Genomic DNA, 23331 nt, shown 5'->3' with positions numbered 1-23331 from the left:
AGGAGGCTATCGGTCCGTGGCGGCGCCGTCCGGCGCGTCGGGGTCGAGCGGGTCCACGTCGGGCGAGTCCAGCGGGGCGTCCGTGGCGGGCGCCTCCTCCACCTGGGCCGGTGCCCGTGGGAACGTCATCGCCGCTCCGACCTCGACGCTGGCGTCGGGGTGGACCGCCACGACGCGGTAGTCGAGCATGACCCGGCGGTCACGGTCGAAGCGGAAGATGGTCATCTCCGCCGTCCCGTTGAGCGGTCCGATGGTCGCCGCACCCTCGATGGCCCCGGCCGTGGTCGAGCTGACGTAGCGCACGCCGTCGCCCACGACCTCGGGGCCGCTGCGCACGTGCTTGTGCCCGGACAGCTGGACCGGGGCGCACCCGGACTCCAGGACCGGCAGGCCCACCGCCGGGGTGTGCACCAGGAGCAGGTCGACCGGGTCCTTGGCCTCGCAGGCCACGTCCCGCAGCCGTTCCCCGGCCTGGGCGTACGTCTCCCCCGCGACCGACGTCGAGCCTTGCCCGATGCGCGTCTCGTTGGGGTCGGAGTCACCGAGGATCCGGATGCCCTCGACCTCGACGACGTCGCCGTCCAGGACCGTGACGCCGGCTTCGCGGGCCTGCGCCGAGGTGATGGCGCTGTCGTGGTTGCCGTCCGCCTGGACCATGGTGGCGCCCTTGGGCACCGCTGAAGCGAAGGAGTCCACGCAGAACCGCTCGACGGCCGTCCCATTGATCGTCGAGTCACCGCCGTTGATCACCACGGACGCCCCAGAGAGCGTGGCGAGGTTCTTGATGAGAGGGCTCATGCCGGTGTTGCAGTGCAGGTCGGAGACCATGAGCAGGGTGACGATGTCCTCGTCGTCGGTCTCCGGCGAGGTCTCGGGCGAGGTCGCGTCCGGCTCGGGATCGGTCGTCTGCTCCGCCCCGGCTCCGTCGTTCTCGCTCGGCGCCGTGCCCTGGGCGTCGGGGGTCTCCGGCTCGTCGCCGGGCCCGCCGGCGGTGGGGTCCGCCGCGTCCGCAGCGGTCGCCGCGCTGCCGGCGAGCTGCTCGCTCGCCACGCGGTCGGCCTCGGCGCGCTGCTCCCATGCCTGGGTGAGGTTGCGGTTGGCTCCGGCGTAGAAGTCTTCGTTGTCGCGGTACACGCCGACGATCTGCCCACCGTAGGTGTCGATGACCCCCGAGAGCCGCCCGGTGATCCGCGCTCCTTCGAGCGCCGTCCCGTCGAAGACCGCCGACGCCTGCGCGCCGACCTCGTCGAGGCTCGTGGTGGCGCGGTTGGTGATGACGGAGTTCCCGACCACAGCGACCACCACGACACCGGCAGTGATGGCCCAGGTGCCGCGCGCCAAGGACTCCCCGAGCTCGCGACGCCGGGCAGGACCGAGGATCAGGTAGGTCGCGGCGCTGACCAGCACCACCACGCCCAGCGCGATGACGGTCCGCCGCGCGGCGTCCTGGATGAGGGCCTTGGAGATGTAGGAGACCGTCTCGGCCGGACCGGAGAAGAACTGCAGGTATCCCTGGACGTCAGTGGCCAGGGCGTCGAGCGTGGTCGCGGAGTCGACCGAGGTGAGGTCGTTGGGGATCTCCTCGATGCGGACGGCGACCCCGAGGTGCGCCGGCAGCGGGGACTGCAGCTGCACCGTGCCGAGGGGGCCGAGGTCCACCGTCACCACAGAGTCGGTGGTCACCTCGTAGCGGGCGTTGTGCGGGCCGAGGCTGGCCTGGACCGAGGCGGTGGTGATGCCGAAGATGGCGCAGGCCACCACCACGACCAGGGCGACGAGGGTGTACCGGAGCCAGCGGGCGGGGGCCGGGACAGCGCGCAGCCGCTCCCAGAGCGCGCGCAGACGGGCGACGATCCCCGCCATCAGTGACCGGCAGCGCGGAACCGGGCGACCACGTCTGCGGGGATCCGGCCGCGGGCGGGCAGGGCGACCTGGTGCGCGGCGGCCCACGCACGCAGGGCGCGCGGGTCGTAGTCGGTGACGACCCGGGTGACGGCAGCCCCGCGCGGGCTCACCCGCCTCCCGGCGGCGACCACCGGTGCCAGGACGGCGCGCAGCTGCGCGGCGTGGTCGGCGTCGAGGTCGATCTCATAGGTGGCGCCGTCCAGACCGAAGACGACGCTCTCGGTCGCGACGCCTCCGTCGACGTCGTCGATCAGGATGATCGTGGTCTGTGCAGTCACGGCGGATCCTCCCGAGAGTCGGCACAACTTCGATGAGTTGTCGGCGCCCCGATCCTACGCGCGACGCCGTGACTTCTCGACGCTGCGTCGCAGCACCTCCATGAGGTCGACGACCTCCGCGTCCTCGCCGCGCGTGTCCTCAGGCTGCTCTCCGAAGGTTGCCGCGGTGTCCAGCGCGTCCCCCTCCTTGAGCTTGGCCTCGATGAGCACGGTGAGCTGGGCCTGGTACTCGTCGGTGAACTTCTCCGGCTCGAAGTCGCTCTCGAAGCTCTGGACGAGCGCGCCGGCCATCTTCAGCTCGCGGTCGCTGATCGTGGCCTTCTTCTCCAGCGCCGGGAAGGCCGGCTCGCGCACCTCGTCGCCCCATCGCAGCCCCTGCAGGGTCAGCACGTCACCCCGCACCCGCAGCACCCCCAGCCGCGAGCGCTGGCGCAGGGAGAAGTTGACCACCGCCACCCGGTCGCTGGCCTCGAGGGTCCGCACGAGCAGCGCGTAGGACTTCGTGGAGGAGGAGTCCGGCTCGAGGTAGTAGGCGCTCTCGTACATGATCGGGTCGATCTGCTCGCGCGGGACGAACTCCACGACGTCGATCTCCCGGCTGCGCTCGACCGGCAGGGAGGCGAGGTCCTCGGCGGTGAGCACCACGGTGCGCTCGCCGTCGTCGTAGGCCTTGTCGATGTGGGAGTAGTCGATGACTTCCCCGCACACCTCGCAGCGGCGCTGGTACCGGATGCGCCCGCCGTCCTTGTCGTGGACCTGGTGCAGGCCGACGTCGTGGTCCTCGGTCGCGCTGTAGAGCTTGACCGGGACGTTGACCAGGCCGAAGGTCACTGCACCTTTCCAGATGGCACGCATGTGCCCATCATCGCCGCGGATGCCGCGCTTCGCACCTCCCGCCATGATGGGACCTGAAGGAGGTACCCATGCCCACCGATGGCGGCCGCGACGTGGTGACGATCGACGGTCACCGCCTCACACTGACCAACCTGGGGAAGGTCCTCTATCCCGAGGCCGGCACCACCAAGGCTGAGGTGCTGGCGTACTACGCGGCGGTCGCCGAGCCCTTCGTGGCGCACGCGGCGCACCGCCCCGCGACCCGCAAGCGCTGGGTGCACGGGACGGACGGCCCGGTCTTCTTCCAGAAGAACCTCGAGGACTCCGCGCCGGCGTGGGTGCACAGGCGTGAGATCGAGCACTCCGACCACACGAACGCCTATCCCCTCGTCGACGACCTGGCCACGTTGACCTGGCTGGGGCAGATCGGGGCGCTGGAGATCCACGTGCCGCAGTGGCGGTTCGGGCGGACCGGGGCGGAGCACCACCCGGACCGGATGGTCCTCGACCTCGACCCCGGGCCCGGGGTGGGGCTGGTCGAGTGCGCGCAGGTGGCGCGGTGGTCCCGGGACATCCTGGCCGGGATGGGTCTGGACGTCTTCCCTGTCACCAGCGGGTCCAAGGGGATCCACCTCTACGCCACGCTCGACGGGACGCAGAGCTCGGAGGCGGTCAGCGCCGTCGCGCACGAGCTGGCCCGCGCGCTGGAGGCCGACCACCGGGACCTGGTGGTCTCGGACATGAAGAAGTCGCTGCGCACCGGCAAGGTCCTGGTGGACTGGTCGCAGAACAACCGGAACAAGACGACGATCGCACCGTACTCGCTGCGCGGGCGCGCACGGCCCACGGTCGCGGCCCCGCGGAGCTGGGCCGAGCTCGACGACCCCGCGCTGCGGCACCTGGAGGCCGGCGAGGTGGCCGAGCGCCTGGTGCGCGACGGCGACCTGCTGGCCGACCTGCTGACCGGCGGCCGGGGCGCGCTCGAGCCGACGCCGCAGCGGATGTCCACCTTCGAGGCGGGCCCGGACCGGCTCGCGGTGTACCGGTCGCGGCGCGACCCGTCCAAGACGCCGGAGCCGGTGCCCGCCGCCGTCGAGGCCGACGACCCGGGCGGCCCGCAGCAGCCCATCTTCGTCATCCAGGACCACCATGCCCGCAGGCACCACTACGACTTCCGGCTCGAACGCGACGGGGTGCTGGTGAGCTGGGCTCTGCCCAAGGGCGAGCCCACAGACCCCTCGACCAACCATCTCGCGGTGCAGACCGAGGACCACCCCCTGGAGTACGCGAACTTCGCCGGCACCATCCCGAGCGGGGAGTACGGCGGCGGCACGGTGACCATCTGGGACGCCGGGACCTACGAGGCGGAGAAGTGGCGCGAGGGCGAGGAGATCATCGCGGTGCTGCACAGCTCCGGCGCCGGCGGGGTGGACCGCGGGAGCCGGCGGCTGGCGCTCATCCATACCGGCCGCAGCTCGCGCGACGGCGCGGAGAACTCCTGGTTGATCCACCGGATGGTCGAGCGCGGACAGGCTCCCGGCACCAGCGCCAGCGCCAGCGCCACCGGTCAGGCTGCGCGGGCGGCGGAGCGGCGCGCGGTCCCGCCCCCTTCGGCGCTCTCCCTCAAGCCGATGCTCGCCACACCGGGGACGCTCACCGAGCTCGACCACCTCGACGAGGAGGACTGGGCCTTCGAGATGAAGTGGGACGGCATCCGCGCGCTGGCCAGCGTGGGCGGAGGCCAGGTGCAGCTGGTCAGCCGCAACGGCGTGGACCTCACCGCGACGTACCCCGAGCTCGCCGAGCTGGCCGGGTGCGTGCACGAGGACGTGCTGCTCGACGGTGAGATCGTGGCCTTCAACCGGTCGGGGCGCCCGGACTTCGGGTTGCTGCAGAACCGGATGAACCTCACCCGCGGGTCAGACGTCGCCGCGGCCCGCGCGGAGCAGGGGGTCGACTTCATGGTCTTCGACCTGCTGCACCGCGGCTCACGGCGGATGACGACTCTCGGTTACGACGCCCGGCGCGCCGCCCTCGACGCCGTGCTCGACGAGGGCGGGCGAATCCACCTGCCGCCGGCCTTCCAGGGGGATGCCCGCGCCGCGATCGACGCGAGCCTCACGCTGGGGCTGGAGGGCGTCGTCGCCAAGCGGCGGTCGAGCACGTATCAGCCTGGGCGGCGGTCGCCGGCGTGGATCAAGGTCAAGCACGTGCGCACCCAAGAGGTGGTGGTCGTGGGCTGGCGCACCGGGAACGGCGCCCGCGCGGACACCCTGGGCTCGCTGCTGGTCGCCGTACCGGCCGACGGCGGCCCGAGCGGGCAGTTGCGCTACGCCGGTCGCGTCGGGACGGGCTTCACGGACAAGAGCCTGACGCGCCTGCGCGCGGAGCTGGACCTGCTCGCACGCGAGGGCCCAGCTGTCGACGACGTCCCCGAGGCCGACCGCCTCGACGCGCACTGGGTGGAACCCGAGCGCGTCGGCGAGGTGAGCTGTGCGGGGTGGACCAGCGTGGGGCGGCTGAGGCACCCGGTCTGGTTGGGCTGGCGGCCGGACAAGACGCCCGCGGAGGTGGAGGCGCCGCAGTGAGCGGACCAGCCCACCCCCTCAGGAGAAGTACCGCACCAGGGTGCGGTGCCACCTGTTGGCGGGCAGGGCGGGGTCGAGGGCTGCCAGCCCCACGCAGTACTTGCTGATCCGGTCGGGTCGGTGGCCGCGCGCCCACAGCCACCGGTCGATGGCCGTGACCGCCCCAGGCGACTTCGACTCGAGCAGCACGCAGTCCGCCAGCTCGACGCGCTCGCCGCCTGCGACGACCTCGCCGCCGGGGTCTGTGACCTGGTCGCGGGCGGGTGCGCACCGCAGCGAGGTGTCGCAGGTGAGGCGCGTGCCTGCGACGTGGTCCACGAAGGTGGTCCGGTCGTAGGCGGTGATCATCGTGGGGCGCAACCCATCGACCAGGCCCGCGGCGTCGGGCAGGGTGTCGTGCAGGACGGTCCCGGCGAAGGCCGCAGCCTGCGGTGTGATGGTCGCGGCGTCGGCGAGGCCGTAGGGCAGCCGTTCCTTGACGGTCTCCCCACGCCCGCCCTTGACCTTCACCTCGAAGACGCAGTCGCCGGCGTCGGTGTACGTCCGGGTGCGGACCTTGAAACGGCGGCGCCGGCCGTGTGCCGCGCCGCGATAGGAGACGAGGTCCGGGGTGTCGAAGTAGACCGACTCGTAGCCGAAGCGTCGCAGCCCGTCGATCTCCAGCACCCCCAGGTGCGGGTGGGCGGTGAGCAGCTCGACGACCAGGTCGGTCGGCACGACGTACTTGCGGTCCACCCGCGTCTGCAGGTCCGCCCGGTCCTGGATCTCCTCCAGGGAGACGGGCGCGAATGCCGCCACGACGGCGTCGGCCAGCGCCGCGGGCTTCACGGGAGCAGTCACTGAGGTCGTCACTGGGGCCGTCACTGGAGCTGCCCGACGCCGGCCGGCACGTCGTGGGACGCGGCGGGAGCCGCGGTCACCAGGCGCGCTCGTGCGGCCCCACTCGCCTGCCCACGGTCGGGGGCGGCGCCGGCTGCGGCGTCGGGCAGGAGCTCGTAGCGGACGTCGACCCGCTGCATGTCCCGGACCAGGTCGATCTCCTGGACGATGACGGTGCGTACCCGCGCGCCCAGCAGCTCCTCCAGCCGGGCGGTCAGCTGGACCTCGTCCGGGTAGACGGCGTCGAGAGTGATGACCTGGCGGCGGTAGCGGGCGTGCACGGGGTTGGAGTCGACCAGGACCATCACGAGCACGAGAGCGGCGCTGAAGACCGGGGCGATCCAGGCCGGGTCGGGCTGCAGCCCGGCGATGAGCCCCAGGGCCAGCGCCGCGAAGTAGTACGCGACCTCCTCCTGAGCCAGCTCCGAGGACCGCAGCCGGATGATGGACAGCACGCCGAAGAGCCCCAGCCCCAGGCCCGCACCGACGGTCGAGGTCGCCAGCACGGTGGTGACAGCCAGCACCCCGACGTTGAGGCCGATGTAGGCGAGCAGCATCTCTCTGCGGCGGTGGCGCCGGAAGTAGACGGCATAGGTCAGGGTCAGGATGGCGATGAGATCGGCGAGGACGATCCACAGGTTCGGCACGGGCACTCCTTGAACGCTGGAACAGAGGCTCCAGTTCTAGGACGGCCGTCTATGCCTTCCCTGTGAAGGACGTAGGCGGCGGCCAAGAACACCAGGCGGGCGGAGGGATGACCGCAGCACCGCGCAGCAGGACGGCACCGCGCAGTCATAGCGCATTCACAGGGACGACATACCCCACGTCAAGGCCTACGAGGTGTCCTTGAGGTCGTCATCGACCCCACCCCAAGGAGCACCATGCACTCGCACGATCCTGCCCAGCCCACCGACCCTGACACCTCCCTCGCGCCCACCCACCTGACCGCACCGAGCGCAGACCTGCGCGCACCTCGCCGTACCCGCGCCCCGCGGCGCTGGTTCGCCCTGACCGCCACGGTCGTCGGGGCCACGCTGGCCGTCGGCTCGCTCGCCGCCTGCTCCACGAGCACCGGCTCCACGACCGTCGAGTCCGCCGCGGAGACGTCCACGAGCAGCCGGTGGGCCGACTCCTCCGTGCGCTCGACCGACGCGGCGAACGGCACCGTCTGGGACTCTTCCTCGGTGCACACCATCGCCGTCGAGGTCGACGAGGCGGAGTACGCCGCCATGCTCGAGACCTTCGTCTCCACCGACGAGAAGGACTGGATCCACGCGACCGTGACCATCGACGGAACCACCTTCACCGACGTCGGGCTGCGCCTCAAGGGCAACTCCTCGCTGCGCTCGGTCAGCACGACCGAGTCCGAGCCGCAGGACCTGCCCTGGCTCATCCGCCTCGACAAGTTCGTCGACGGCCAGGAGCTGGACGGGTCCACCGACTTCGTCGTGCGGTCCTCGAGCACCCAGACCTCGCTCAACGAAGCCGTGGCCCTGGAGCTCTTCGACCGCGCGGGCCTGGCCACGCAGCAGGCGATCGCCACCCGGTTCTCGGTCAACGGCAGCGCCGAGACCTTGCGCCTGACCATCGAGAACCCCGACGACGCCTGGGAGGAGGCGGAGTTCGGGACCGACGGGATCCTGTACAAGGCCGAGTCCGAGGGTGACTACTCCTACCGCGGAGACGACCCCGAGTCCTACGTCGACGTCTTCGACCAGGAGACCGGCGACGTGGAGAACCTCGAGCCGCTCATCGAGTTCTTGCAGTTCATCAACGAGTCCGACGACGCGACCTTCGCCGCCGAGCTGTCCGACCACCTCGACGTCGAGGCCTTCGCGAGCTACCTCGCGATGCAGGACCTCGTGCAGAACTTCGACGACATCGACGGCCCGGGCAACAACTCCTACCTGCGCTACGACACCGAGTCCGAGACCTTCACCGTCGTCAACTGGGACCTCAACCTCGCCTTCGGTCAGTCGCCGGGAGGAGCGGGAATGGGCGGCGGCGGAACGGGCGGCGAGCGGCCTGAGCTGCCCGACGGCGCGGAGCTCCCTGACGGGACGGAGCGTCCTGACGGGACGGAGCGTCCTGACGGGGTCGAGCTTCCCGACGGGGTCGAGCCTGGCGGCTTCCCCGGCGGGGAGCCGCCGGAGGGGATGGAGCTTCCCGACGGGGCAGAGCTTCCCGAGGGGACGACGCCACCCACCGGAACGCGCCCCGGCGACACCCAAGGCGCCCAAGACGGGCAAGGCGGACGGGGCGGGTCCATGGGCGGCAGCAACGTCCTGTCCTCCCGCTTCCTCGCCACCGAGGAGTTCACCGCGCTCTACGACCAGGCTCTCGCCGACCTCACCGAGGCGCTCTACACCAGCGGGACAGCAGACGAGATCGTCTCTACCTGGGCAGACGTCCTCACCGACCAGGCGGGCGACCTCGTCGACGCCTCGACCGTGGAGAGCGAGGCGGCCACGCTGCGGTCCGCCTTCACCTCCTAGGACAGCCCGCGGGGCCCTTCACAGGACTCCGTCACATCCCTAGGACCTCCGACCCTGTCGACCCCGGGGGGGTCCGTGATATTGATCACTCCGGGGTGGGTCAGGGGATGAATAGTCCTACGATCAAACGCGTGGCAGAACGCGAATCTCACCCCAGCAAGCCAGTTGACGTCGTCCTCGTAGGTGGCGGCATCATGAGCGCGACCCTCGGATCCATCATCCGACTGCTTGAGCCCAGCTGGACCGTGCGGATCTACGAGCGGCTCGACGCCGTCGCCCAGGAGAGCTCGAACGCGTGGAACAACGCCGGCACCGGTCACGCCGCGCTGTGCGAGCTGAACTACACGCCGCAGAAGCCTGATGGCAGCATCGACATCACCAAGGCTGTGGCCATCAACGAGCAGTTCCAGATCTCCCGGGAGTTCTGGCAGCACCTGATCACCGCCGATCTGCTGCCCGAGCCGGCCGGCTTCATCTCCTCCACCCCGCACATGACCTTCGTGCGCGGCGCCGACAACGTCGACTACCTGCGCCGCCGCCACGCCGCGCTCACGGCGCACCCGCTGTTCAGCGACCTGGAGTTCTCCTCCGACCCCGCCGTCATCGGCGAGTGGGCCCCGCTGCTGCTCGCCGAGCGCACCGGCGACGAGCCGATCGCCGCGACCCGCGCGACCGCGGGCACCGACGTCGACTTCGGCTCGCTGACCCGCAAGCTCACGGACTACCTCGTCACCTCCGGCGCCGAGCTGCACCTGCAGCACGAGGTCCGTTCGCTCAAGCAGCGCGCGGACGGCACCTGGCGCCTCAAGATCGCCGACACGAGCTGGAACGCCACCGAGCGCCACCACGTCCTCGACGCCCGCTTCGTGTTCATCGGCGCCGGCGGCGGCGCGCTGCCGCTGCTGCAGAAGGCTGGCATCCCCGAGATCAAGGGGTACGGCGGCTTCCCGATCAGCGGTCAGTTCCTCAAGACCACCAACCCGGAGATCGTCGCCCAGCACCAGGCGAAGGTCTACGGCAAGGCCGACGTCGGCTCCCCGCCCATGTCCGTCCCGCACCTGGACACCCGCGTGGTCGACGGCGAGACCTCGCTGCTCTTCGGCCCGTACGCCGGCTTCTCCACGAAGTTCCTCAAGCGCGGCTCGCTGCTCGACCTCTTCACGTCCATCCGCCCGAGCAACATCATCACGATGCTCACCGTGGCCAAGGACAACTGGGACCTGACCCGGTACCTCATCAGCGAGGTCACCAAGTCCCCGTGGAAGAAGTTCCGCACCCTGCGCGACTTCATGCCGACCGCGGACCCCAAGGACTGGGAGATGATCACTGCAGGTCAGCGCGTCCAGGTGATGAAGAGCCACCCGGTCAAGCGCGGCGTGCTGGAGTTCGGCACCGAGCTGGTGACCTCCGCCGACGGCAGCATCGCTGGTCTGCTCGGCGCCTCCCCCGGCGCCTCGACCGCCGTCCCGGCCATGGTCGACCTGCTCGAGCGCTGCTTCCCCGACCGTTTCGCCGGCTGGCGTCCCCGTCTCGCCACGATGATGCCCAGCCTGGGCGCCAGCGAGTGGGACACCGCCGAGGAGTTCGCCCAGCTCCAGGCGGACGACGCCGAGGTGCACAGCGCCTGACCCCGGCGCTGCACCACCCGCACGACGACGGCCCGGCCGCGCTCACCAGCGCGACCGGGCCGTCCCTCTGCGACGCACCGCGACGCGACGCGCCACCCTGCGTGGCACCGGTGCGCCCACGGCCTAGGCTGACCCCATGACCCCCCGCACAGCGCCCCGCCTGCCCTTCTCCGTCTCCCCCGTCAGCCTCGGCTGCTGGCAGCTCGGCGCGGACTGGGGTGAGGTCAGCGAGGAGAGCGCCCACGGCGTCCTCGCCGCCGCCGCCGACGCCGGCGTGACCTTCTTCGACACCGCTGACGTCTACGGTGACGGCCGCAGCGAGCGGATCATCGGGTCCTTCCTCGCCGCCCGCGCCGCCAGCGACGGGGAGGCGGAGGCTCGCCCCGAGGCCATCCACGTCGCCACGAAGATGGGTCGCCGCGCTGACCCGCACGTCGCGGGCGCCTACACCCTCGACGCCTTCCGGGCATGGACCGACCGCTCGCGCACCAACCTCGGCGTGGACACCCTCGACCTGGTCCAGCTGCACTGCCCGCCCACCGAGGTGTTCGCGGCCGACGCCACCTACGACGCGCTGGACACCCTCGTCTCCGAAGGCCGGATCAGCGCCTACGGCGTCTCGGTGGAGACCTGCGAGGAAGCCCTGACGGCCATCGCCCGCCCAGGTGTGGCCAGCGTGCAGATCATCCTCAACGCCTTCCGGCGCAAGCCGCTCGACGAGGTCCTCCCGGCCGCGGTCGCCGCCGGGGTCGCGATCATCGCCCGGGTCCCGCTGGCCAGCGGCCTGCTGTCCGGGCGCTACGACGAGCACACCACCTTCGCTGCGAACGACCACCGCACCTTCAACCGCAACGGTGAGGCCTTCGACGTCGGCGAGACCTTCGCCGGCGTCCCCTTCGACGTCGGCGTGGCCGCAGCGCGCGAGATCTCAGCCCTCGTGCCCGACGGCGCGCTGGACCGCGACGGCTCCCCCGTCACCACCTCCCAGCTCGCGCTGCGCTGGATCCTCGACCAGCCCGGTGTCACGACCGTCATCCCGGGCGCACGCACGGCCGCCCAGGCTCGCTCGAACGCGGCGGCGGCGGACCTGGCACCGTTGACGAAGGAGCAGAGCGCGCGGTTCGCGGAGATCTACGACGCGTCGGTCCGCCCGCACGTCCACGCCCGCTGGTAGTCCCTGCCAGCAGTTTTTGGTAGTCCCCGGAGTACTCAGACGGCCTGGTCGTACTCGCTGCGCGCCGCGATGACGGTCGCCATGTGCGCTGCCGCCCACTCCTCCAGGGCCTTGAGCGGCTCGCGCAGGGTGTGCCCGGCGTCGGTGAGCTCGTACTCCACTCGCGGGGGGACCTGCGGGTAGAGGGTGCGCTCGACCAGGCCGTCGCGCTCCAGGCCGCGCAGGGTCTGGGTGAGCATCTTCTGGGAGATGCCGTCGATCCTGCGTGCGATCTCACCGAAGCGCAGCGGGCCGTCCGCGAGCGTCCCGACGATGAGGACCGTCCACCGGTCCCCGATGCGGTCAAGCATCTGGCGCGTCGGGCAGTCCCGGTTGTACGGGTCCCACTGTGGCTCGGTCATCGCACTGTCTCCTCAGGCACCTCGGCGGTAGTCAGTTACTGGAAAGTGCCTACTCCCCAAGACTCCGTTGCTCTCCTACAGTAAGTGTCAGTGGCTTCACCTGGAAGCCCCGACACCCAAGGAGCAGTCATGGCACGCATCACCGTCCTCGGAGGAACCGGGTACGCCGGAGGGAACATCGTCCGCGAGGCAGCCTCGCGCGGGCACGAGGTGACGTCGATCTCGCGGAACGCACCGCAGGAGAAGGTCAGCGGCGTCACCTACGTCACCGGTGACGTGCTCGACCCGGGCGTCGTGGACCAGGCCGTCGCCGGTGCCGACGTGGTCGTGGAGGCCTTGTCCCCGCGTGGTGCGCTCGAAGGCACGATCGGCTCGGTGGTGCAGAAGCTCAGCGCCGCGGTCCAGGCTGCTGGTGCACGGCTAGGCGTGGTGGGCGGTGCCGGTTCCTTGCTGGTCGCCCCCGGAGGACCTGCGGTCGCCGCAGCGGACGACTTCCCCGACGCCTTCAAGGGCGAAGCGGCCGAGATGGCAGCCGTGCTCGAGGACCTGCGCGCCTCCGACGAGGCGCTGGACTGGTTCTACGTCAGCCCAGCTGGCGACTTCGGGCCCTGGGCCGCGGGCGAGCACACCGGCACCTTCCGTCTGGGCGGTGACGTGCTGCTCGTTGACGAGACGGGGTCCTCCACCATCTCCGGCGCCGACTTCGCGCAGGCCTTCGTCGACGAGATCGAGCAGCCCGCGCACCGTCGTCAGCGCTTCACCGTCGCCTACTGACCCACGCCCGGCGCGGCTGTCAGCCGACCGGCTGACGCTGCTCCTGGGCCGTGAGCTCACCGGCGATCGACCGAGCCCAGTCCCGGACCTCGTCCCAGTCGCGGTAGTCGCCGTCCTGGACTCGCAGGGCGAGCACGACCGACCGTTCGCCCAGGCGGAGCTGGTTCTTGTCGACCCGGCCGGCGAACACCTTGTGCTCGGAGGCTCCGGTCATCCTGATCTGCTCGTCGACATCGATCTCGTTCTGGGCGTCAGCCGGCTTGAGCGGGGTGCCGACCGGGCCGGTCGAGAACAGCCACACGGGGCGACCTTCGACCCGCGCGCTGATGTCCTGGGCGAAGACCGAGGCCGCCATCATCCACTTGCCGAAGTACACGGCGCTGCCCATGATGATCGCCTCGGAGTCGTCCAGGTCGAGGATGCTCGCGGTCGCCATGTCATGCAGCCGGGGCTCGTGCCCCTGGGCTGCGAGCTCGGCCGCGATGGCCTCGCCGATCTCCTGCGTCGAGCCGTGCTTGCTCGCGACAGCCACGCTGACCTTCATGGTTCCTCCTCGTCGGACGACTCGACCATGAGTCGCTCCTTCCAGGATCAACCGTCCAGACCGCCCAGACGCGGGACCAAAGGCCCTGCCGTCGCTCGCCGGGCGGCGCCGGGGGTGCGGCGCCCGCCGACCTAGTGGGCGAGCTCTCCCCCGCTCTCGCGCAGGTAGCAGCCTGCGCACAACGACTCGTAGCTCACCTGGGCACCGTCGATCGCGACCTGGTCACCGTCGAAGACGAACGCCCCGTCCACCGAACGAGCGTTGAAGATGGCTTTGCGCCCGCAGCGGCAGATGGTCTTGAGCTCTTCGAGGCTGTGGGCGATCTCCAGCAGGCGCCGGCTGCCCGGGAAGGCGGCGGTGAGGAAATCTGTGCGGATGCCGTAGCAGATGACGGGGATCTGGTCGAGGGTCGCGACCCGCAGCAGCTCGTTGACCTGCTGGGCGGAGAGAAACTGCGACTCGTCGATGAGCACGCAGCTGACGTCCACCCCGGTCCGGCTCTGCACCTCGTCACGCTGGCGCTGGATGAGCAGGTAGACGTCGTCGCCCTCTCCGATGACGACATCCACCCCACGGTCCACGCCCAGGCGGGAATGGATGGCGCGCCCGGCCTTGGTGTCGATGCCGGGCTTGGCGAGGAGCACCTGGTGCCCGCGCTCCTCATAGTTGTGGGCGGCCTGCAGCAGAGCCGTGCTCTTGCCGCTGTTCATCGCCCCGTACCGGAAATACAGCTTCGCCATGGGTCCATTGTCCTTGATCCGACGACCCGCCCGGACCGCCTATCGGGCCAGGTAGAGCTTGCGGACGACGTCCTCGATGTCTGGTTCCTCGATCGCGAGGTCACGGACCACCGCGCGCTCGGCCACCGCCGCCAACACCTGCGCGGCCGTCGTGCGGCCGGGGGTGAAGGCGAGGCGCTGACGCAGGCCCCCAGCCTCCACTCCGACGAGCTCGGTCCCGGCGACCTGGTCCAGGCCGGGGCAGGCCTCGACGAGGTCGACGACCATCACTCGCTGGGCACCGACCACGTCCACGAGGCCGGTCAGCGTGCCGTCGAAGGCCATCCGGCCCTTGTCCACGACGAGGACGCGCTCGGTCAGGCGCTGGACGTCATCCATGTCGTGGGTGGTGAGCAAGAGTGAGGTGCCGTGCGCGGCGCGCTCCTCGACCAGGAACACCCGGAGCCGTTCCTTGCTCAGCACGTCCAGGCCGATGGTCGGCTCGTCGAGGACGAGCAGCCGCGGCGAGTGCAGCAGGGCTGCGGCAATCTCCCCACGGATGCGCTGCCCCAAGGACAGCTGGCGCACGGGCGTGTCGAGGAATGACGCGAGGTCGAGACGGTCGACGAGCTCACCGAGGCGGGCACGCGCGCGAGCCGGATCGAGGTCGTGCACGGCGGCCAGCGCCCGGTAGGACTCGCGCAGCGGAAGGTCCCACCACAGCTGTGAGCGTTGGCCGAAGACAACACCGATCTGGCGGGCCAGCTCCTTGCGACGCCGGTGCGGTTCCAGCCCACAGGTACGCACGGTGCCCGCGGTGGGCACGAGTATCCCGGTGAGCATCTTGATGGTCGTCGACTTGCCGGCGCCATTGGCACCGATGTAGCCAACCGCTGCTCCGTGTGCCACGGAGAAGGTGAGGTCGGCGACGGCGTGCACGGTCCGCTTGGCACGACGGAACCGGCCGAGCGGGGTGCGCACGGTGAAGTCCCGGCACAGGCCCTCGGCCTCGATGATGGGCTGCTCCGTCATGATCCTGTTCCTGTGTAGTGCCGTAGACCCAACCGCCAGGCGAGCAGCGCGACCACCCAGGCCACGGCCGCGGCAACCGGGGTCAACCAGCCGAGCCAGACCGGGGTGTCGGGAGGCCCGGGGATCCCCAGGATGAGGAGGGTGGGTAGGTAGGCGGTGAACGCTGCCGGGATGACGAAGGTGAAGAGCACCCGTACCGGCATCGTGAAGATCGATGTCGGGTAGGAGGCGGCGTAGCTGCCACCGTAGGTGAAGGCGCTGGTGAGCTCTGCGCCGTCGACCAGCCAGAACTGCGCGGCTGCGGCGAGCACGAAGAGCGCCGCGAAGATCGCGGCCCCTGCGATCGGTGTGAGAATCAGCAGATAGACCGTCTCGGCACGCCAGTCGATGTCGCTCGCCGGCAGCGCGACGGCGAGGATCACGACGGCGACCGCAGTCCGCCCGAGCCGGCGCAGCTGGACGTCGCTCGTCACCAGCTGGCCCAGCACCGAGAGCGGGCGCAGCAAGAAGGCGTCGAGCAGGCCGGTGCGGATATAGGTGGGCAGCGCGTCGAGGTGGCCCACGGTCATGTCCGCGAGGGAGAAGGCGATGTTCGCCAGGGCGAACAAGAGCGCCACTCCCGCAAAGTCGAGACCACCGAGAATGGAGATGTTCGCGAAGATGACGTAAACCTCTGCGAACTCCAGCAGCCCGATACCCACCGCACCGAAGACGTCGAGGGCAAAGGACCTGCGGTAGGCGAGCTGGGACTGCAGCCGTGAGGCGAGAAGGGCCCGGTAGGGCGCAAGGACGCGTGGGTCAGCCACCTTGAACCACCACCGTGCGCACACCACGCCTCAGCGCCACGCGTCCGGCGACGCCGATCATGAGGACCCAGAGCACCTGGACCGCCAGCAGCCGCAGGGCCGGCGCGCCCTCCACGCGACCCATGAGGAGGTCGACCGGGGTCTGCACCATGGACGGGAACGGTGAGGCTGCCGCGACGGAGGCCAGCCAGGAGGGGAACCAGTGGACCGGGATGAGCACGCCGCTGAAGGCGCCGACCGACACGACGTAGAGCGTCATCAGCCCTCTGAGCTCGACGAGCCAGAAGGCCGCGATGTTGACGAGCCACCGGCACAGGAACGAGACCACGACGCCGAGCAGCAGGGCCAGCGCTCCGAGCAGGTAGGGCAGCGCTGTGTGCGGCAGGGCGAGGCCGGTCACGAGGGCGCCGGCGACCAGGGGCGGCAACCCGCGGGGCAGCACCTGGAACGCCGCTCGACCGAGATCGCCAGCGAGGTAGGTCATCTGCAGGTCGACGGGTCGTGCGAGGTCGACCGCGATGTCCCCGGTCCGGATCCGCTGGGCGAGCTCGTCCCAGGCGAAGATCTGGACGGGCGCGATGATGGCTTGCGTCAGCCAGGCATAGGTAGCGCCGGTGAGGGCGTCGTAGCCCGCAAGCTCACCACCGGCAGCGCCGATCACCCCGACCGTGATGGACGCCTTGATCAGCCCGAAGACGGTGTTGGTGAATGCCCCCGCCGCAGTGGCCAGACGGTACGCCGAGAACCGCCGGAAACCCAGCGCTGTGAAGACGGCGAACGTTCGGAGGGGGTGCATGGAGCGATGAATATATCGCAGACCTCACAGCCGCGGTCGAGGTGCGTTGAGGTCGTAGCGCACGCCGACCATCCGGATCGCGAAGCAGATTGCGGCAGCCACCACGGTCCAGGGCACGAGCCTCAGGTCGGCGGTCACCACGAGCGCCGTGAGGGAGGCGGCCACGAGCGCGGGGATGAGGTAGAGCCCGCTGTGCAGGATCGCGGGGATCTCTCGCAGGAGCACGTCCCGCAGCGTCCCGCCGCCCACGGCGGTGATCCCGCCGATGATGACCGACTGCGTCACCCCGAGCCCGAACTCGAAGCCCTTGAGCGTCCCGGTGACGGCGAACAGGCCCAGGCCTGCGGCGTCGAGCACGTTGATGGGGCGGATGAGACGGTCCAGGCGTTTGCTGAGCAGGAAGGCGATGAGCCCGCCGAGGGCCGCGGTGCCCAGGAACCGCCAGTCCAGGAAGGTCACCGGTGGCAGGTCGTCGAGCAGGATGTCGCGGATGAACCCGCCGCCCAGGGCCGTGATCATGCCGAGGGTGATGATGCCCACGATGTCCAGGTGGGCGGTGCGGATCGCGGTCATCGCCCCGTTGATGGCAAAGGCCAGGACCCCGGCGAGCTCGAGGATGAGGAGCGCGGTGGTCGCGGGGAGCATGAGAGATGTTTACCGGAGCGCGATCCAGATGAGCAACTGGGTGATGAGGAAGCCGGCGACGATGTTCAGCCACAGGAACCGTCGCCATCCGGCGTTGGACCGTTCGCAATCGGCGTCGGCGAGCGAGCGGTAGCCGGCGATGTTGACCAGGTAGGCGAGCGGGACCACGGCCGCGAGCGCTCCCGGCCAGCCTGCGCCGAGCATGAGCAGCGCGGAGGCGAGGTAGCAGGCCATGGCCAGGCGCACGGTCCGGGCCGCTCCGAAGACGGTTGCGACGGAGGCGATCCCCCCGGCGCGGTCGGCTTCGATGTCTTGGACGGCGCCGAAGGCCTGTGAGGCCATCCCCCAGCCGAAGAAGGCCGCCAGGGCGGCCCAGACCGCTGCGCTCGGGCTTGCCCCGGCGTAGGCGAGCCCGACGACGGCCGGGCTGACGAAGTGCGTGCTGGACGTGATCGAGTCCAGGACCGGGCGCTCCTTGAACCGGAGCCCGGGCGCGGAGTAGGCCACCACGGCCGCGATGCTCACGGCCATCGCCGCCAGGCAGGCGCGCGCGTCGACGTCGGGCGAGGTCACGGCGATCACGACGGCGACGACGAGGAACGGCACCGTGCTCAGCACCGCCGACCACAGCGTGAGGCGGTGCAGGCCACGGTCGAGCACCACCCCCTCAACCCCGCCCTTGCGCGGGTTGCGCAGGTCTGACTCGTAGTCGAAGACGTCGTTGATGCCGTACATGAGGAGGTTGTAGGGCACGAGGAAGAACACCGTGAGGACCACGAAGGTCACCCCCACCTGCCCACCGCTCATGAGGTAGGCGGCGGCGAAGGGGTAGGCGGTGTTGATCCAGCTGATCGGCCGCGACGAGGCGAGGACCGAGCGCAGCGCGCCGGCCGGGCGGGTCTGGGTCGTCTGGGTCGTCTGGCTCATCACTGCCTCTCGAGCGGGGTGCGGCTGGTGGTCCTCGCATGCTGCCACGCCCAGACCGCGGGCAGCAGCAGCGCTGCGGCGAGCGGCCAGGCGAGGTCTTCGACGGGGGCCAGCCACACGGTCACGCCGGTGAGCTTGTCCTCGTCGAACCGGAACAGGTCCGCTGCGATCATGATCGAGTCGAAGACGATCGTCAGCACCGTGAGCACGGCCCAGGCGATGGCGACCTGCCCCCACCAGCGTGCACCCACCCGGGCCCGGTAGGCCAGGACCCCTGCGACGACGGCGACGAGGACGACCATGATGAGATTGAGCTGACCGTAGCTCATCGCACCTCCTCGTGGTCGGCGTGGCGCCCGTGCGCGGCCGGGTGCCTGGCACCGAGCAGACGCCCGGCGAGGCCGAACAGCACCATCGTGAGGTGGCACAGGAAGGTGATGAAGACGAGCTCCTCGAGCGGGAAGTCCGGTGCCAGCTCGATCCCGGTCATCCCGGCGCTCTCTCCGCGCTCGAAGGAGCCGGTGAGGATCCCGGCAGCGTCCCAGACGAGGAAGAGCCCGATGCCTGCCGCCATGACGATCACGGCGCGACGCCGGTCGGCCCACCAGAAGACCTTCCACCGGTGGTCGACGGCGAGCATCGCCGCGAAGGACACGAGGAGTGCGCCGAGGTACTCCCAGCCGGTCACAGCGGCTCCGCCATGGGGGTGGTCGTCGTGTCCGAGCGCAGCCGCTTGACCACCAGCTCGGCGCTGATGAGGCACATGGGCAGACCGATCCCGGGGATGGTGCTGGCGCCGGCGTAGAGCAGTCCGTCCACCCGTGAGGAGGCGTTGCGTCCGCGCAGGAAGGCGCTCTGGCGCCAGGTGTGCGCGGGGCCGAGCGCTCCCCCGGACCAGGCGTTGACGTCGGCCACGAAGTCGCCGGGGCCCACGGTGCGCCGCACGAGGATCCGTTCGGCGAGGTCGGGGATGCCTGCCCAGGAGGCGATCTGGGCGATCGCGGCATCGGCTGCCTTCTCCACGGTCGGGTCGCCGGCGCCGTCCAGGCCACCGCGTCCGATCGTCGGGTCAGCGGGCACCGGGACGAGGACGAAGAGGTTCTCCGTCCCGGCCGGAGCCACGCTCGGATCGGTCTGCGACGGCTTGCAGACGTAGATCGAGGCCGGCTCTGGGACGTGCGGGGAGTCGCCGAAGATCGCGTCGAAGTTGGCCTGCCAGTCGCTCGCGAACAGCAGCGAGTGGTGGACCAGCTCGGGCAGACTGCCCTGGACACCGAGCTCGATCAGGACCGCACCGGGGCCGGGGTCACGCTGGTCCCACCAGCGCTGGGGGTAGGTCTGCAGCGCCTCGGGCAGCAGCGTGGTCTCGGTGTGGTGCAGGTCCGCGGCAGAGACGACGACGTCGGCGTCCAGGACGCGCTGCGTCCCGTCACCCGCCCGCACGACGACGCCGCGCACGGCCGCGCGCGGGCGGCGACCGGGGCGCCCTCCCGGCCGGCGACCGACCGGTCCGGTGCGGATCTCGGTCACGGCCGAGTCGGTGTGGATGCGTACGCCGCCGGCCTGGGCGAGCCGTTCGATGGCAGCGATGATCGTGGTGAACCCGCCCATCGGGTACAGCACGCCGTCGGCCAGGTCGAGGTGGCTCATGAGGTGGTACATGCTCGGCGCGCGGTCCGGGGAGGAGCCGAGGAAGACCGCCGGGTAGCCGAGCACCTGGCGCAGCGTCGGGTGGGTGAAGGACCGCGCGACGTACCGGTCGAGCGGGCGCGCCAGCAGGGAGACGAGCGTCCCCGCGCGGCGCAGGACGTCGGCCTGGACGAGCGGACGCAAGGACTGGAAGGTGGAGTAGAGGAAACGGTCCTTGGCGAGGTCGTAGGTGGTCCGCGCCGAGGTGAGGTAGGCGCGCAGGCGCTCCCCCGCCCCCGCCTCGACGCCCTCGAAGGTAGTGACGTTCTTCTCGAGGTCGGCTGAGATGTCGAGCGGGGCGGAGCCGTCCTCGACGAAGACCCGGTAGCCGGGATCGAGCAGCGTGAGGTCGAGCTCGGCCTCGGCGGTGGTGCCCAGGAGCCGGAAGAAGTGGTCGAACACCTCAGGCATGAGGTACCACGACGGCCCGGTGTCGAAGCGGAAGCCGTCACGTTCCCACGACCCGGCGCGGCCGCCGAGCTCGGCGTTCTTCTCCACCAGGTCGACGCTGTGCCCGTCGCGGGCGAGCAGCGCCGCGGTCGCGAGCCCGGCGATCCCGCCTCCGATGACGACGACGCGGCTCATGAGCGGCCTCCCGTGGTCAGGGCGCGGGCCAGGATGCGGGCCTTGACCTGTCCAGGGACCCGGATCCGCGAGCGCAGCAGCTGGTCGGTCGGGGTGTCCGCGATCCGATCGGTGAGCTCGGCGAAGAGTCCGTGGGCCGCGGTCACAGCGGTCCGGCTGTTGGATGGCAGCTGGACGAGGGCCTCACGGGCCGCGGCCAGGTCGGTGCGGATGTCAGCCACGATCACGTCGCGCTGAGCGGTGGTCAGGCGGGCGGGGTCGATCCCGGGGAAGTACGCCCGGCCCAGCACGTCACGGTCGGCGGCGAGGTCCCGCAGGAAGTTGATCTTCTGGAAGGCCGCGCCCAGGCTGCGTGCACCGGGGGCGAGCACGTCGTAGTCGGTTCTCCCGGCGGCGCCGAGGAACACCTGCAGGCAGGCCAGGCCCACCGCCTCCGCTGACCCGTAGACGTAGTCAGCGAAGGAGTCCGGGGTGTGGGTCGAGGTATCCAGGTCCATCCGCATCGAGGCGAAGAACGCCTCCATGAGCTCGGGACGCAGCTCGAAGCGGCGAGCGGTGATCGCGTAGGCGTGCACCACGAGGTTCGTGCTGAACCCCCAGGCGACGGCGTGGGCGGTCTCGCGCTCGAGCTCGTCGAGCAGCTCACGACCGCGAGCGGGGTCGTGAGAGCTCACGGGGCCGTCGACGATCTCGTCGGCGAGCCGGACAAGGGCGTAGATGTTGCGGACGTGGCCGCGGACGGGCCGTCCGAGCAGCCGGCAGGTCCATCCGAAGGAGGTGGAATAACCGCTGATCACCGCGGCGGCGCTGGACTGGGCGACGGCGTCGTAGCGGGGGTCGCTGACCGGCGTGAGCGTCACGGCAGGGATGCGGGCGGACAGGCGCTTCATGCCGACCTCCACATGAGATCGCCGAAGGCCGACCTCAACCAGGTGTCTGCCCCGGCGGGCAGGTCGATCTGGGAGGCCAGACGGCGTGCGGAGCCCAGGTGCTCGGCCGCGAGGCCGGCGATGAACGCACGCGAGCCGGAGGACTCCAGCGCGGCGCGCACCGCGTAGAGCTGATCGAGGGTGAGCTCGGCGTCCCCCAGGTGACGGCGGACGAAGGGCCACTGGCTGGTACCACTGGCGTGCACCACCAAGGGCGTGACCTTGCCCTCGCGCAGGTCTGTGAGGGCGTTCTTGCCGGTCACCGCCTCATCGCCGAAGACCCCGTCGAGGTCGTCCTGGAGCTGGAAGGCGGTGCCCACCAGACGTCCGACGCGGCCGAGCCCTTCGACGGTCTCCCGGCTGGCCCCGGCGAGCACCGCGCCTGCCTGCAGGGGGAGCTCGAAGGAGTAGACGGCGGTCTTGTTCGCCGCCATGTCGATCACCTCGGTGAGGGAGGCGGACACCGGGCCGAGGGAGTTGCGGACGTCGCTCAGCTCCCCGGCCGCGGTGACATAGATTGCGTGGTCGAGCAGGCTCAGCAGCTCCTCGCGGGTGGTGGGCGCGGCGGTGCTGGACGCGACGAGGCGGTGGGCGCCGGTCAGCGCCAGGTCGCCGGCGAGGATACCGGCGGCCGCGCCGAGGGTCGCGGCCCGGTCCGGGTCACCACCGGCGGTGCGCACGCTCTGGGCGAAGGTCCCGGTCACGTTGAGGCGGCCCCGGCGCAGCTCGTCGTGGTCGATGACGTCGTCGTGCACGACGAAGGCGGTGTGCAGCAGCTCCACGGCCGCCGCGACCGTGCAGGCCAGCGTCTCGTCGGTACCGCCGAGGTGCTGGTAGATGCCGGTCAGCAGGGCAGGGCGGAATCGCTTGCCGCCCTGCGAGGCGCGCTGCAGGCTGGCCCACAGCTCGGTGTAGTCAGCGCCGTAGGAGCTGGACCGGTCGATCGCTCGACGAAAGAAGTCGTCGAGGATCGCGTCGACCATCACCGCGTAGGGCTGGGCATAGGTCTGCTGCACCCGCTGCGGCGTGATCTGGCTGGTCATGAGACACCGCCGGGCAGCTCGATCCTGCCGAGCTGCTCGAGCTGGAGAACCATCCACGGGCTGAAGGCCCACGGGGTCGCGGTGATGGACCGGCCGAGGGCCTCGGGGTCGACCCACACGAGGTCCATGACCTCATCCGGGTTGGGGACCGCGTCGTCGTCCGTGGTGGCGATGAGGACGGGGCACATCTCGTTCTCCACGACGCCCGAGGCGTCCACCGCGCGGTACCGGAAGTCCGGCAGCACCAGCTCGACGTCGTGGACGGTGATGCCCAGCTCGTGCTGGGCATGGCGGGCGACGGCCTCGGGCAGGGTCTCGCCGCTGCGGGGGTGGCCGCAGAAGGAGTTGGTCCACACTCCCGGCCAGGTGCGCTTGCTCAGCGCGCGCCGGGTGACGAGCACCTCTCCGGTGCTGCGCAGCAGGTAGCAGGAGAACGCCAGGTGCAGGGGCGTGGTGGTCGAGTGCACGCTCGCTCGTGGCGCGGTGCCTATCGGGGAGCCGGCCGGGTCCAGGAGGACGACGTGGTCGTCGTCTGCTGGGCGCGGGGCTGCGGGAGTGGGCGGAGGACCGCTCGTGTGTGTCATCGGTGACCTCCTGGTATCTGCGGGGTCGGTCGTGTCCCGCGTCGACGATTCAAGGTTGCTAGACAGGCTAGTTAAT

General features: G+C 70.7%; 24 protein-coding genes. 5 read left to right on the top strand and 19 right to left on the bottom strand.

All coding sequences use genetic code 11. The annotated features are described in order from the left end of the window. Window positions 1-6: 6 nt before the first annotated feature. The 3 genes from SS2_RS05340 to ku are packed head-to-tail and all read right to left on the bottom strand — an operon-like array spanning window position 7 to window position 3038. Complete coding sequence (locus tag SS2_RS05340; RefSeq protein WP_066461821.1) at window positions 7-1863, bottom strand: metallophosphoesterase family protein; 1857 nt, start codon at window positions 1861-1863, stop codon at window positions 7-9. Beyond that, window positions 1863-2183 carry a histone-like nucleoid-structuring protein Lsr2 gene (locus SS2_RS05335; protein ID WP_066461820.1) on the bottom strand — a complete coding sequence of 107 codons (321 nt, stop codon included), beginning with the start codon at window positions 2181-2183 and terminating at the stop codon, window positions 1863-1865. The genes SS2_RS05340 and SS2_RS05335 overlap by 1 nt, the downstream gene beginning before the upstream one ends. A 54-nt stretch (window positions 2184-2237) precedes the next feature. Beyond that, window positions 2238-3038: a non-homologous end joining protein Ku gene (gene ku, locus SS2_RS05330; protein WP_066461818.1), complete on the bottom strand. Its 801-nt coding sequence runs from the start codon at window positions 3036-3038 to the stop codon at window positions 2238-2240. Window positions 3039-3106: 68 nt separating this feature from the next. Between ku and SS2_RS05325 the strand changes: the two genes are divergently transcribed. Then, window positions 3107-5605 (top strand): ATP-dependent DNA ligase, encoded by a 2499-nt coding sequence (locus SS2_RS05325; RefSeq protein ID WP_066461815.1) that lies wholly within the window; start codon window positions 3107-3109, stop codon window positions 5603-5605. Window positions 5606-5623: 18 nt separating this feature from the next. On the opposite strand, the gene SS2_RS05320 is transcribed toward SS2_RS05325, so the two are convergent. Further along, on the bottom strand, window positions 5624-6445 hold the full coding sequence (locus tag SS2_RS05320) for a polyphosphate polymerase domain-containing protein (RefSeq protein WP_245643361.1): 822 nt from the start codon (window positions 6443-6445) through the stop codon (window positions 5624-5626). Between the two features lie 20 nt (window positions 6446-6465). Then, window positions 6466-7131 (bottom strand): DUF4956 domain-containing protein, encoded by a 666-nt coding sequence (locus tag SS2_RS05315; RefSeq protein WP_066461811.1) that lies wholly within the window; start codon window positions 7129-7131, stop codon window positions 6466-6468. A gap of 234 nt (window positions 7132-7365) precedes the next feature. Here SS2_RS05315 and SS2_RS05310 point away from each other — a divergent pair, with 234 nt between their 5' ends. The 3 genes from SS2_RS05310 to SS2_RS05300 all read left to right on the top strand — a co-directional run bounded on the left by SS2_RS05310 (window position 7366) and on the right by SS2_RS05300 (window position 11781). Further along, window positions 7366-8979, top strand: coding sequence for a CotH kinase family protein (locus SS2_RS05310; protein ID WP_066461810.1), 1614 nt, complete (start codon window positions 7366-7368; stop codon window positions 8977-8979). A 107-nt stretch (window positions 8980-9086) separates the two neighbouring features. Beyond that, a complete protein-coding gene (locus SS2_RS05305) occupies window positions 9087-10607 on the top strand; it encodes a malate:quinone oxidoreductase (protein WP_066461807.1) in 1521 nt (506 codons plus the stop codon). Between the two features lie 136 nt (window positions 10608-10743). After that, on the top strand, window positions 10744-11781 hold the full coding sequence (locus SS2_RS05300) for an aldo/keto reductase (RefSeq protein WP_066461806.1): 1038 nt from the start codon (window positions 10744-10746) through the stop codon (window positions 11779-11781). 35 nt (window positions 11782-11816) lie between these two features. On the opposite strand, the gene SS2_RS05295 is transcribed toward SS2_RS05300, so the two are convergent. Further along, complete coding sequence (locus SS2_RS05295; RefSeq protein WP_066461805.1) at window positions 11817-12182, bottom strand: winged helix-turn-helix transcriptional regulator; 366 nt, start codon at window positions 12180-12182, stop codon at window positions 11817-11819. 129 nt (window positions 12183-12311) lie between these two features. On the opposite strand from SS2_RS05295, the gene SS2_RS05290 reads away from it, so the two are divergent. Beyond that, entirely contained in the window at window positions 12312-12956 is a 645-nt protein-coding gene (locus SS2_RS05290; RefSeq protein WP_066461804.1) for an NAD(P)-dependent oxidoreductase, read from the top strand. A gap of 19 nt (window positions 12957-12975) precedes the next feature. Here the strand turns inward: SS2_RS05290 and SS2_RS05285 are convergent, their stop codons facing one another. The 13 genes from SS2_RS05285 to idi form a co-directional block, all read right to left on the bottom strand. Then, window positions 12976-13500, bottom strand: coding sequence for a flavodoxin domain-containing protein (locus tag SS2_RS05285; protein WP_066461802.1), 525 nt, complete (start codon window positions 13498-13500; stop codon window positions 12976-12978). Window positions 13501-13631: 131 nt separating this feature from the next. Continuing rightward, on the bottom strand, window positions 13632-14240 hold the full coding sequence (locus tag SS2_RS05280; RefSeq protein WP_066461800.1) for a thymidine kinase: 609 nt from the start codon (window positions 14238-14240) through the stop codon (window positions 13632-13634). Window positions 14241-14279: 39 nt separating this feature from the next. Then, window positions 14280-15251, bottom strand: coding sequence for an ABC transporter ATP-binding protein (locus SS2_RS05275; RefSeq protein ID WP_066461798.1), 972 nt, complete (start codon window positions 15249-15251; stop codon window positions 14280-14282). Further along, a complete protein-coding gene (locus tag SS2_RS05270; protein WP_066462421.1) occupies window positions 15248-16057 on the bottom strand; it encodes an ABC transporter permease in 810 nt (269 codons plus the stop codon). Before SS2_RS05270 ends, SS2_RS05275 begins: the two co-directional genes overlap by 4 nt. After that, a complete protein-coding gene (locus SS2_RS05265) occupies window positions 16050-16853 on the bottom strand; it encodes an ABC transporter permease (protein ID WP_066461796.1) in 804 nt (267 codons plus the stop codon). The genes SS2_RS05270 and SS2_RS05265 overlap by 8 nt, the downstream gene beginning before the upstream one ends. Window positions 16854-16877: 24 nt before the next feature. After that, complete coding sequence (locus SS2_RS05260; RefSeq protein ID WP_066461794.1) at window positions 16878-17498, bottom strand: trimeric intracellular cation channel family protein; 621 nt, start codon at window positions 17496-17498, stop codon at window positions 16878-16880. 9 nt (window positions 17499-17507) lie between these two features. Then, a complete protein-coding gene (locus SS2_RS05255; RefSeq protein WP_066461792.1) occupies window positions 17508-18425 on the bottom strand; it encodes a prenyltransferase in 918 nt (305 codons plus the stop codon). Further along, window positions 18425-18754 carry a lycopene cyclase domain-containing protein gene (locus SS2_RS05250; protein ID WP_066461790.1) on the bottom strand — a complete coding sequence of 110 codons (330 nt, stop codon included), beginning with the start codon at window positions 18752-18754 and terminating at the stop codon, window positions 18425-18427. The genes SS2_RS05255 and SS2_RS05250 overlap by 1 nt, the downstream gene beginning before the upstream one ends. Beyond that, complete coding sequence (locus SS2_RS05245; RefSeq protein ID WP_066461789.1) at window positions 18751-19113, bottom strand: lycopene cyclase domain-containing protein; 363 nt, start codon at window positions 19111-19113, stop codon at window positions 18751-18753. Before SS2_RS05245 ends, SS2_RS05250 begins: the two co-directional genes overlap by 4 nt. Then, the gene (gene crtI / locus SS2_RS05240) at window positions 19110-20699 is read right to left on the bottom strand and encodes a phytoene desaturase family protein (protein ID WP_066461788.1); all 1590 of its coding nucleotides are present in this window, start codon (window positions 20697-20699) and stop codon (window positions 19110-19112) included. Before crtI ends, SS2_RS05245 begins: the two co-directional genes overlap by 4 nt. Next, window positions 20696-21589 (bottom strand): phytoene/squalene synthase family protein, encoded by an 894-nt coding sequence (locus tag SS2_RS05235; protein ID WP_066462419.1) that lies wholly within the window; start codon window positions 21587-21589, stop codon window positions 20696-20698. The genes crtI and SS2_RS05235 overlap by 4 nt, the downstream gene beginning before the upstream one ends. After that, entirely contained in the window at window positions 21586-22671 is a 1086-nt protein-coding gene (locus SS2_RS05230) for a polyprenyl synthetase family protein (RefSeq protein ID WP_066461787.1), read from the bottom strand. Before SS2_RS05230 ends, SS2_RS05235 begins: the two co-directional genes overlap by 4 nt. Further along, window positions 22668-23255 (bottom strand): isopentenyl-diphosphate Delta-isomerase, encoded by a 588-nt coding sequence (gene idi, locus SS2_RS05225; protein WP_066461786.1) that lies wholly within the window; start codon window positions 23253-23255, stop codon window positions 22668-22670. The genes SS2_RS05230 and idi overlap by 4 nt, the downstream gene beginning before the upstream one ends. Window positions 23256-23331 lie beyond the last annotated feature (76 nt).

This window comes from Sanguibacter suarezii NBRC 16159 (genome assembly GCF_001552735.1).
GTDB lineage: Bacteria > Actinomycetota > Actinomycetes > Actinomycetales > Cellulomonadaceae > Sanguibacter > Sanguibacter suarezii.
This window is presented reverse-complemented; position numbering and strand designations above follow the sequence as displayed.

Coding starts and splice junctions, on each gene's coding strand:
- SS2_RS05340 (WP_066461821.1), bottom strand. CDS start 1,863: ATGGCGGGGATCGTCGCCCGTCTGCGCGCGCTCTGGGAGCGGCTGCGC.
- ku (WP_066461818.1), bottom strand. CDS start 3,038: ATGCGTGCCATCTGGAAAGGTGCAGTGACCTTCGGCCTGGTCAACGTC.
- SS2_RS05325 (WP_066461815.1), top strand. CDS start 3,107: ATGCCCACCGATGGCGGCCGCGACGTGGTGACGATCGACGGTCACCGC.
- SS2_RS05310 (WP_066461810.1), top strand. CDS start 7,366: ATGCACTCGCACGATCCTGCCCAGCCCACCGACCCTGACACCTCCCTC.
- SS2_RS05305 (WP_066461807.1), top strand. CDS start 9,087: ATGAATAGTCCTACGATCAAACGCGTGGCAGAACGCGAATCTCACCCC.
- SS2_RS05300 (WP_066461806.1), top strand. CDS start 10,744: ATGACCCCCCGCACAGCGCCCCGCCTGCCCTTCTCCGTCTCCCCCGTC.
- SS2_RS05295 (WP_066461805.1), bottom strand. CDS start 12,182: ATGACCGAGCCACAGTGGGACCCGTACAACCGGGACTGCCCGACGCGC.
- SS2_RS05290 (WP_066461804.1), top strand. CDS start 12,312: ATGGCACGCATCACCGTCCTCGGAGGAACCGGGTACGCCGGAGGGAAC.
- SS2_RS05285 (WP_066461802.1), bottom strand. CDS start 13,500: ATGAAGGTCAGCGTGGCTGTCGCGAGCAAGCACGGCTCGACGCAGGAG.
- SS2_RS05280 (WP_066461800.1), bottom strand. CDS start 14,240: ATGGCGAAGCTGTATTTCCGGTACGGGGCGATGAACAGCGGCAAGAGC.
- SS2_RS05275 (WP_066461798.1), bottom strand. CDS start 15,251: ATGACGGAGCAGCCCATCATCGAGGCCGAGGGCCTGTGCCGGGACTTC.
- SS2_RS05265 (WP_066461796.1), bottom strand. CDS start 16,853: ATGCACCCCCTCCGAACGTTCGCCGTCTTCACAGCGCTGGGTTTCCGG.
- SS2_RS05260 (WP_066461794.1), bottom strand. CDS start 17,498: ATGCTCCCCGCGACCACCGCGCTCCTCATCCTCGAGCTCGCCGGGGTC.
- SS2_RS05255 (WP_066461792.1), bottom strand. CDS start 18,425: ATGAGCCAGACGACCCAGACGACCCAGACCCGCCCGGCCGGCGCGCTG.
- SS2_RS05250 (WP_066461790.1), bottom strand. CDS start 18,754: ATGAGCTACGGTCAGCTCAATCTCATCATGGTCGTCCTCGTCGCCGTC.
- crtI (WP_066461788.1), bottom strand. CDS start 20,699: ATGAGCCGCGTCGTCGTCATCGGAGGCGGGATCGCCGGGCTCGCGACC.
- SS2_RS05235 (WP_066462419.1), bottom strand. CDS start 21,589: ATGAAGCGCCTGTCCGCCCGCATCCCTGCCGTGACGCTCACGCCGGTC.
- SS2_RS05230 (WP_066461787.1), bottom strand. CDS start 22,671: ATGACCAGCCAGATCACGCCGCAGCGGGTGCAGCAGACCTATGCCCAG.
- idi (WP_066461786.1), bottom strand. CDS start 23,255: ATGACACACACGAGCGGTCCTCCGCCCACTCCCGCAGCCCCGCGCCCA.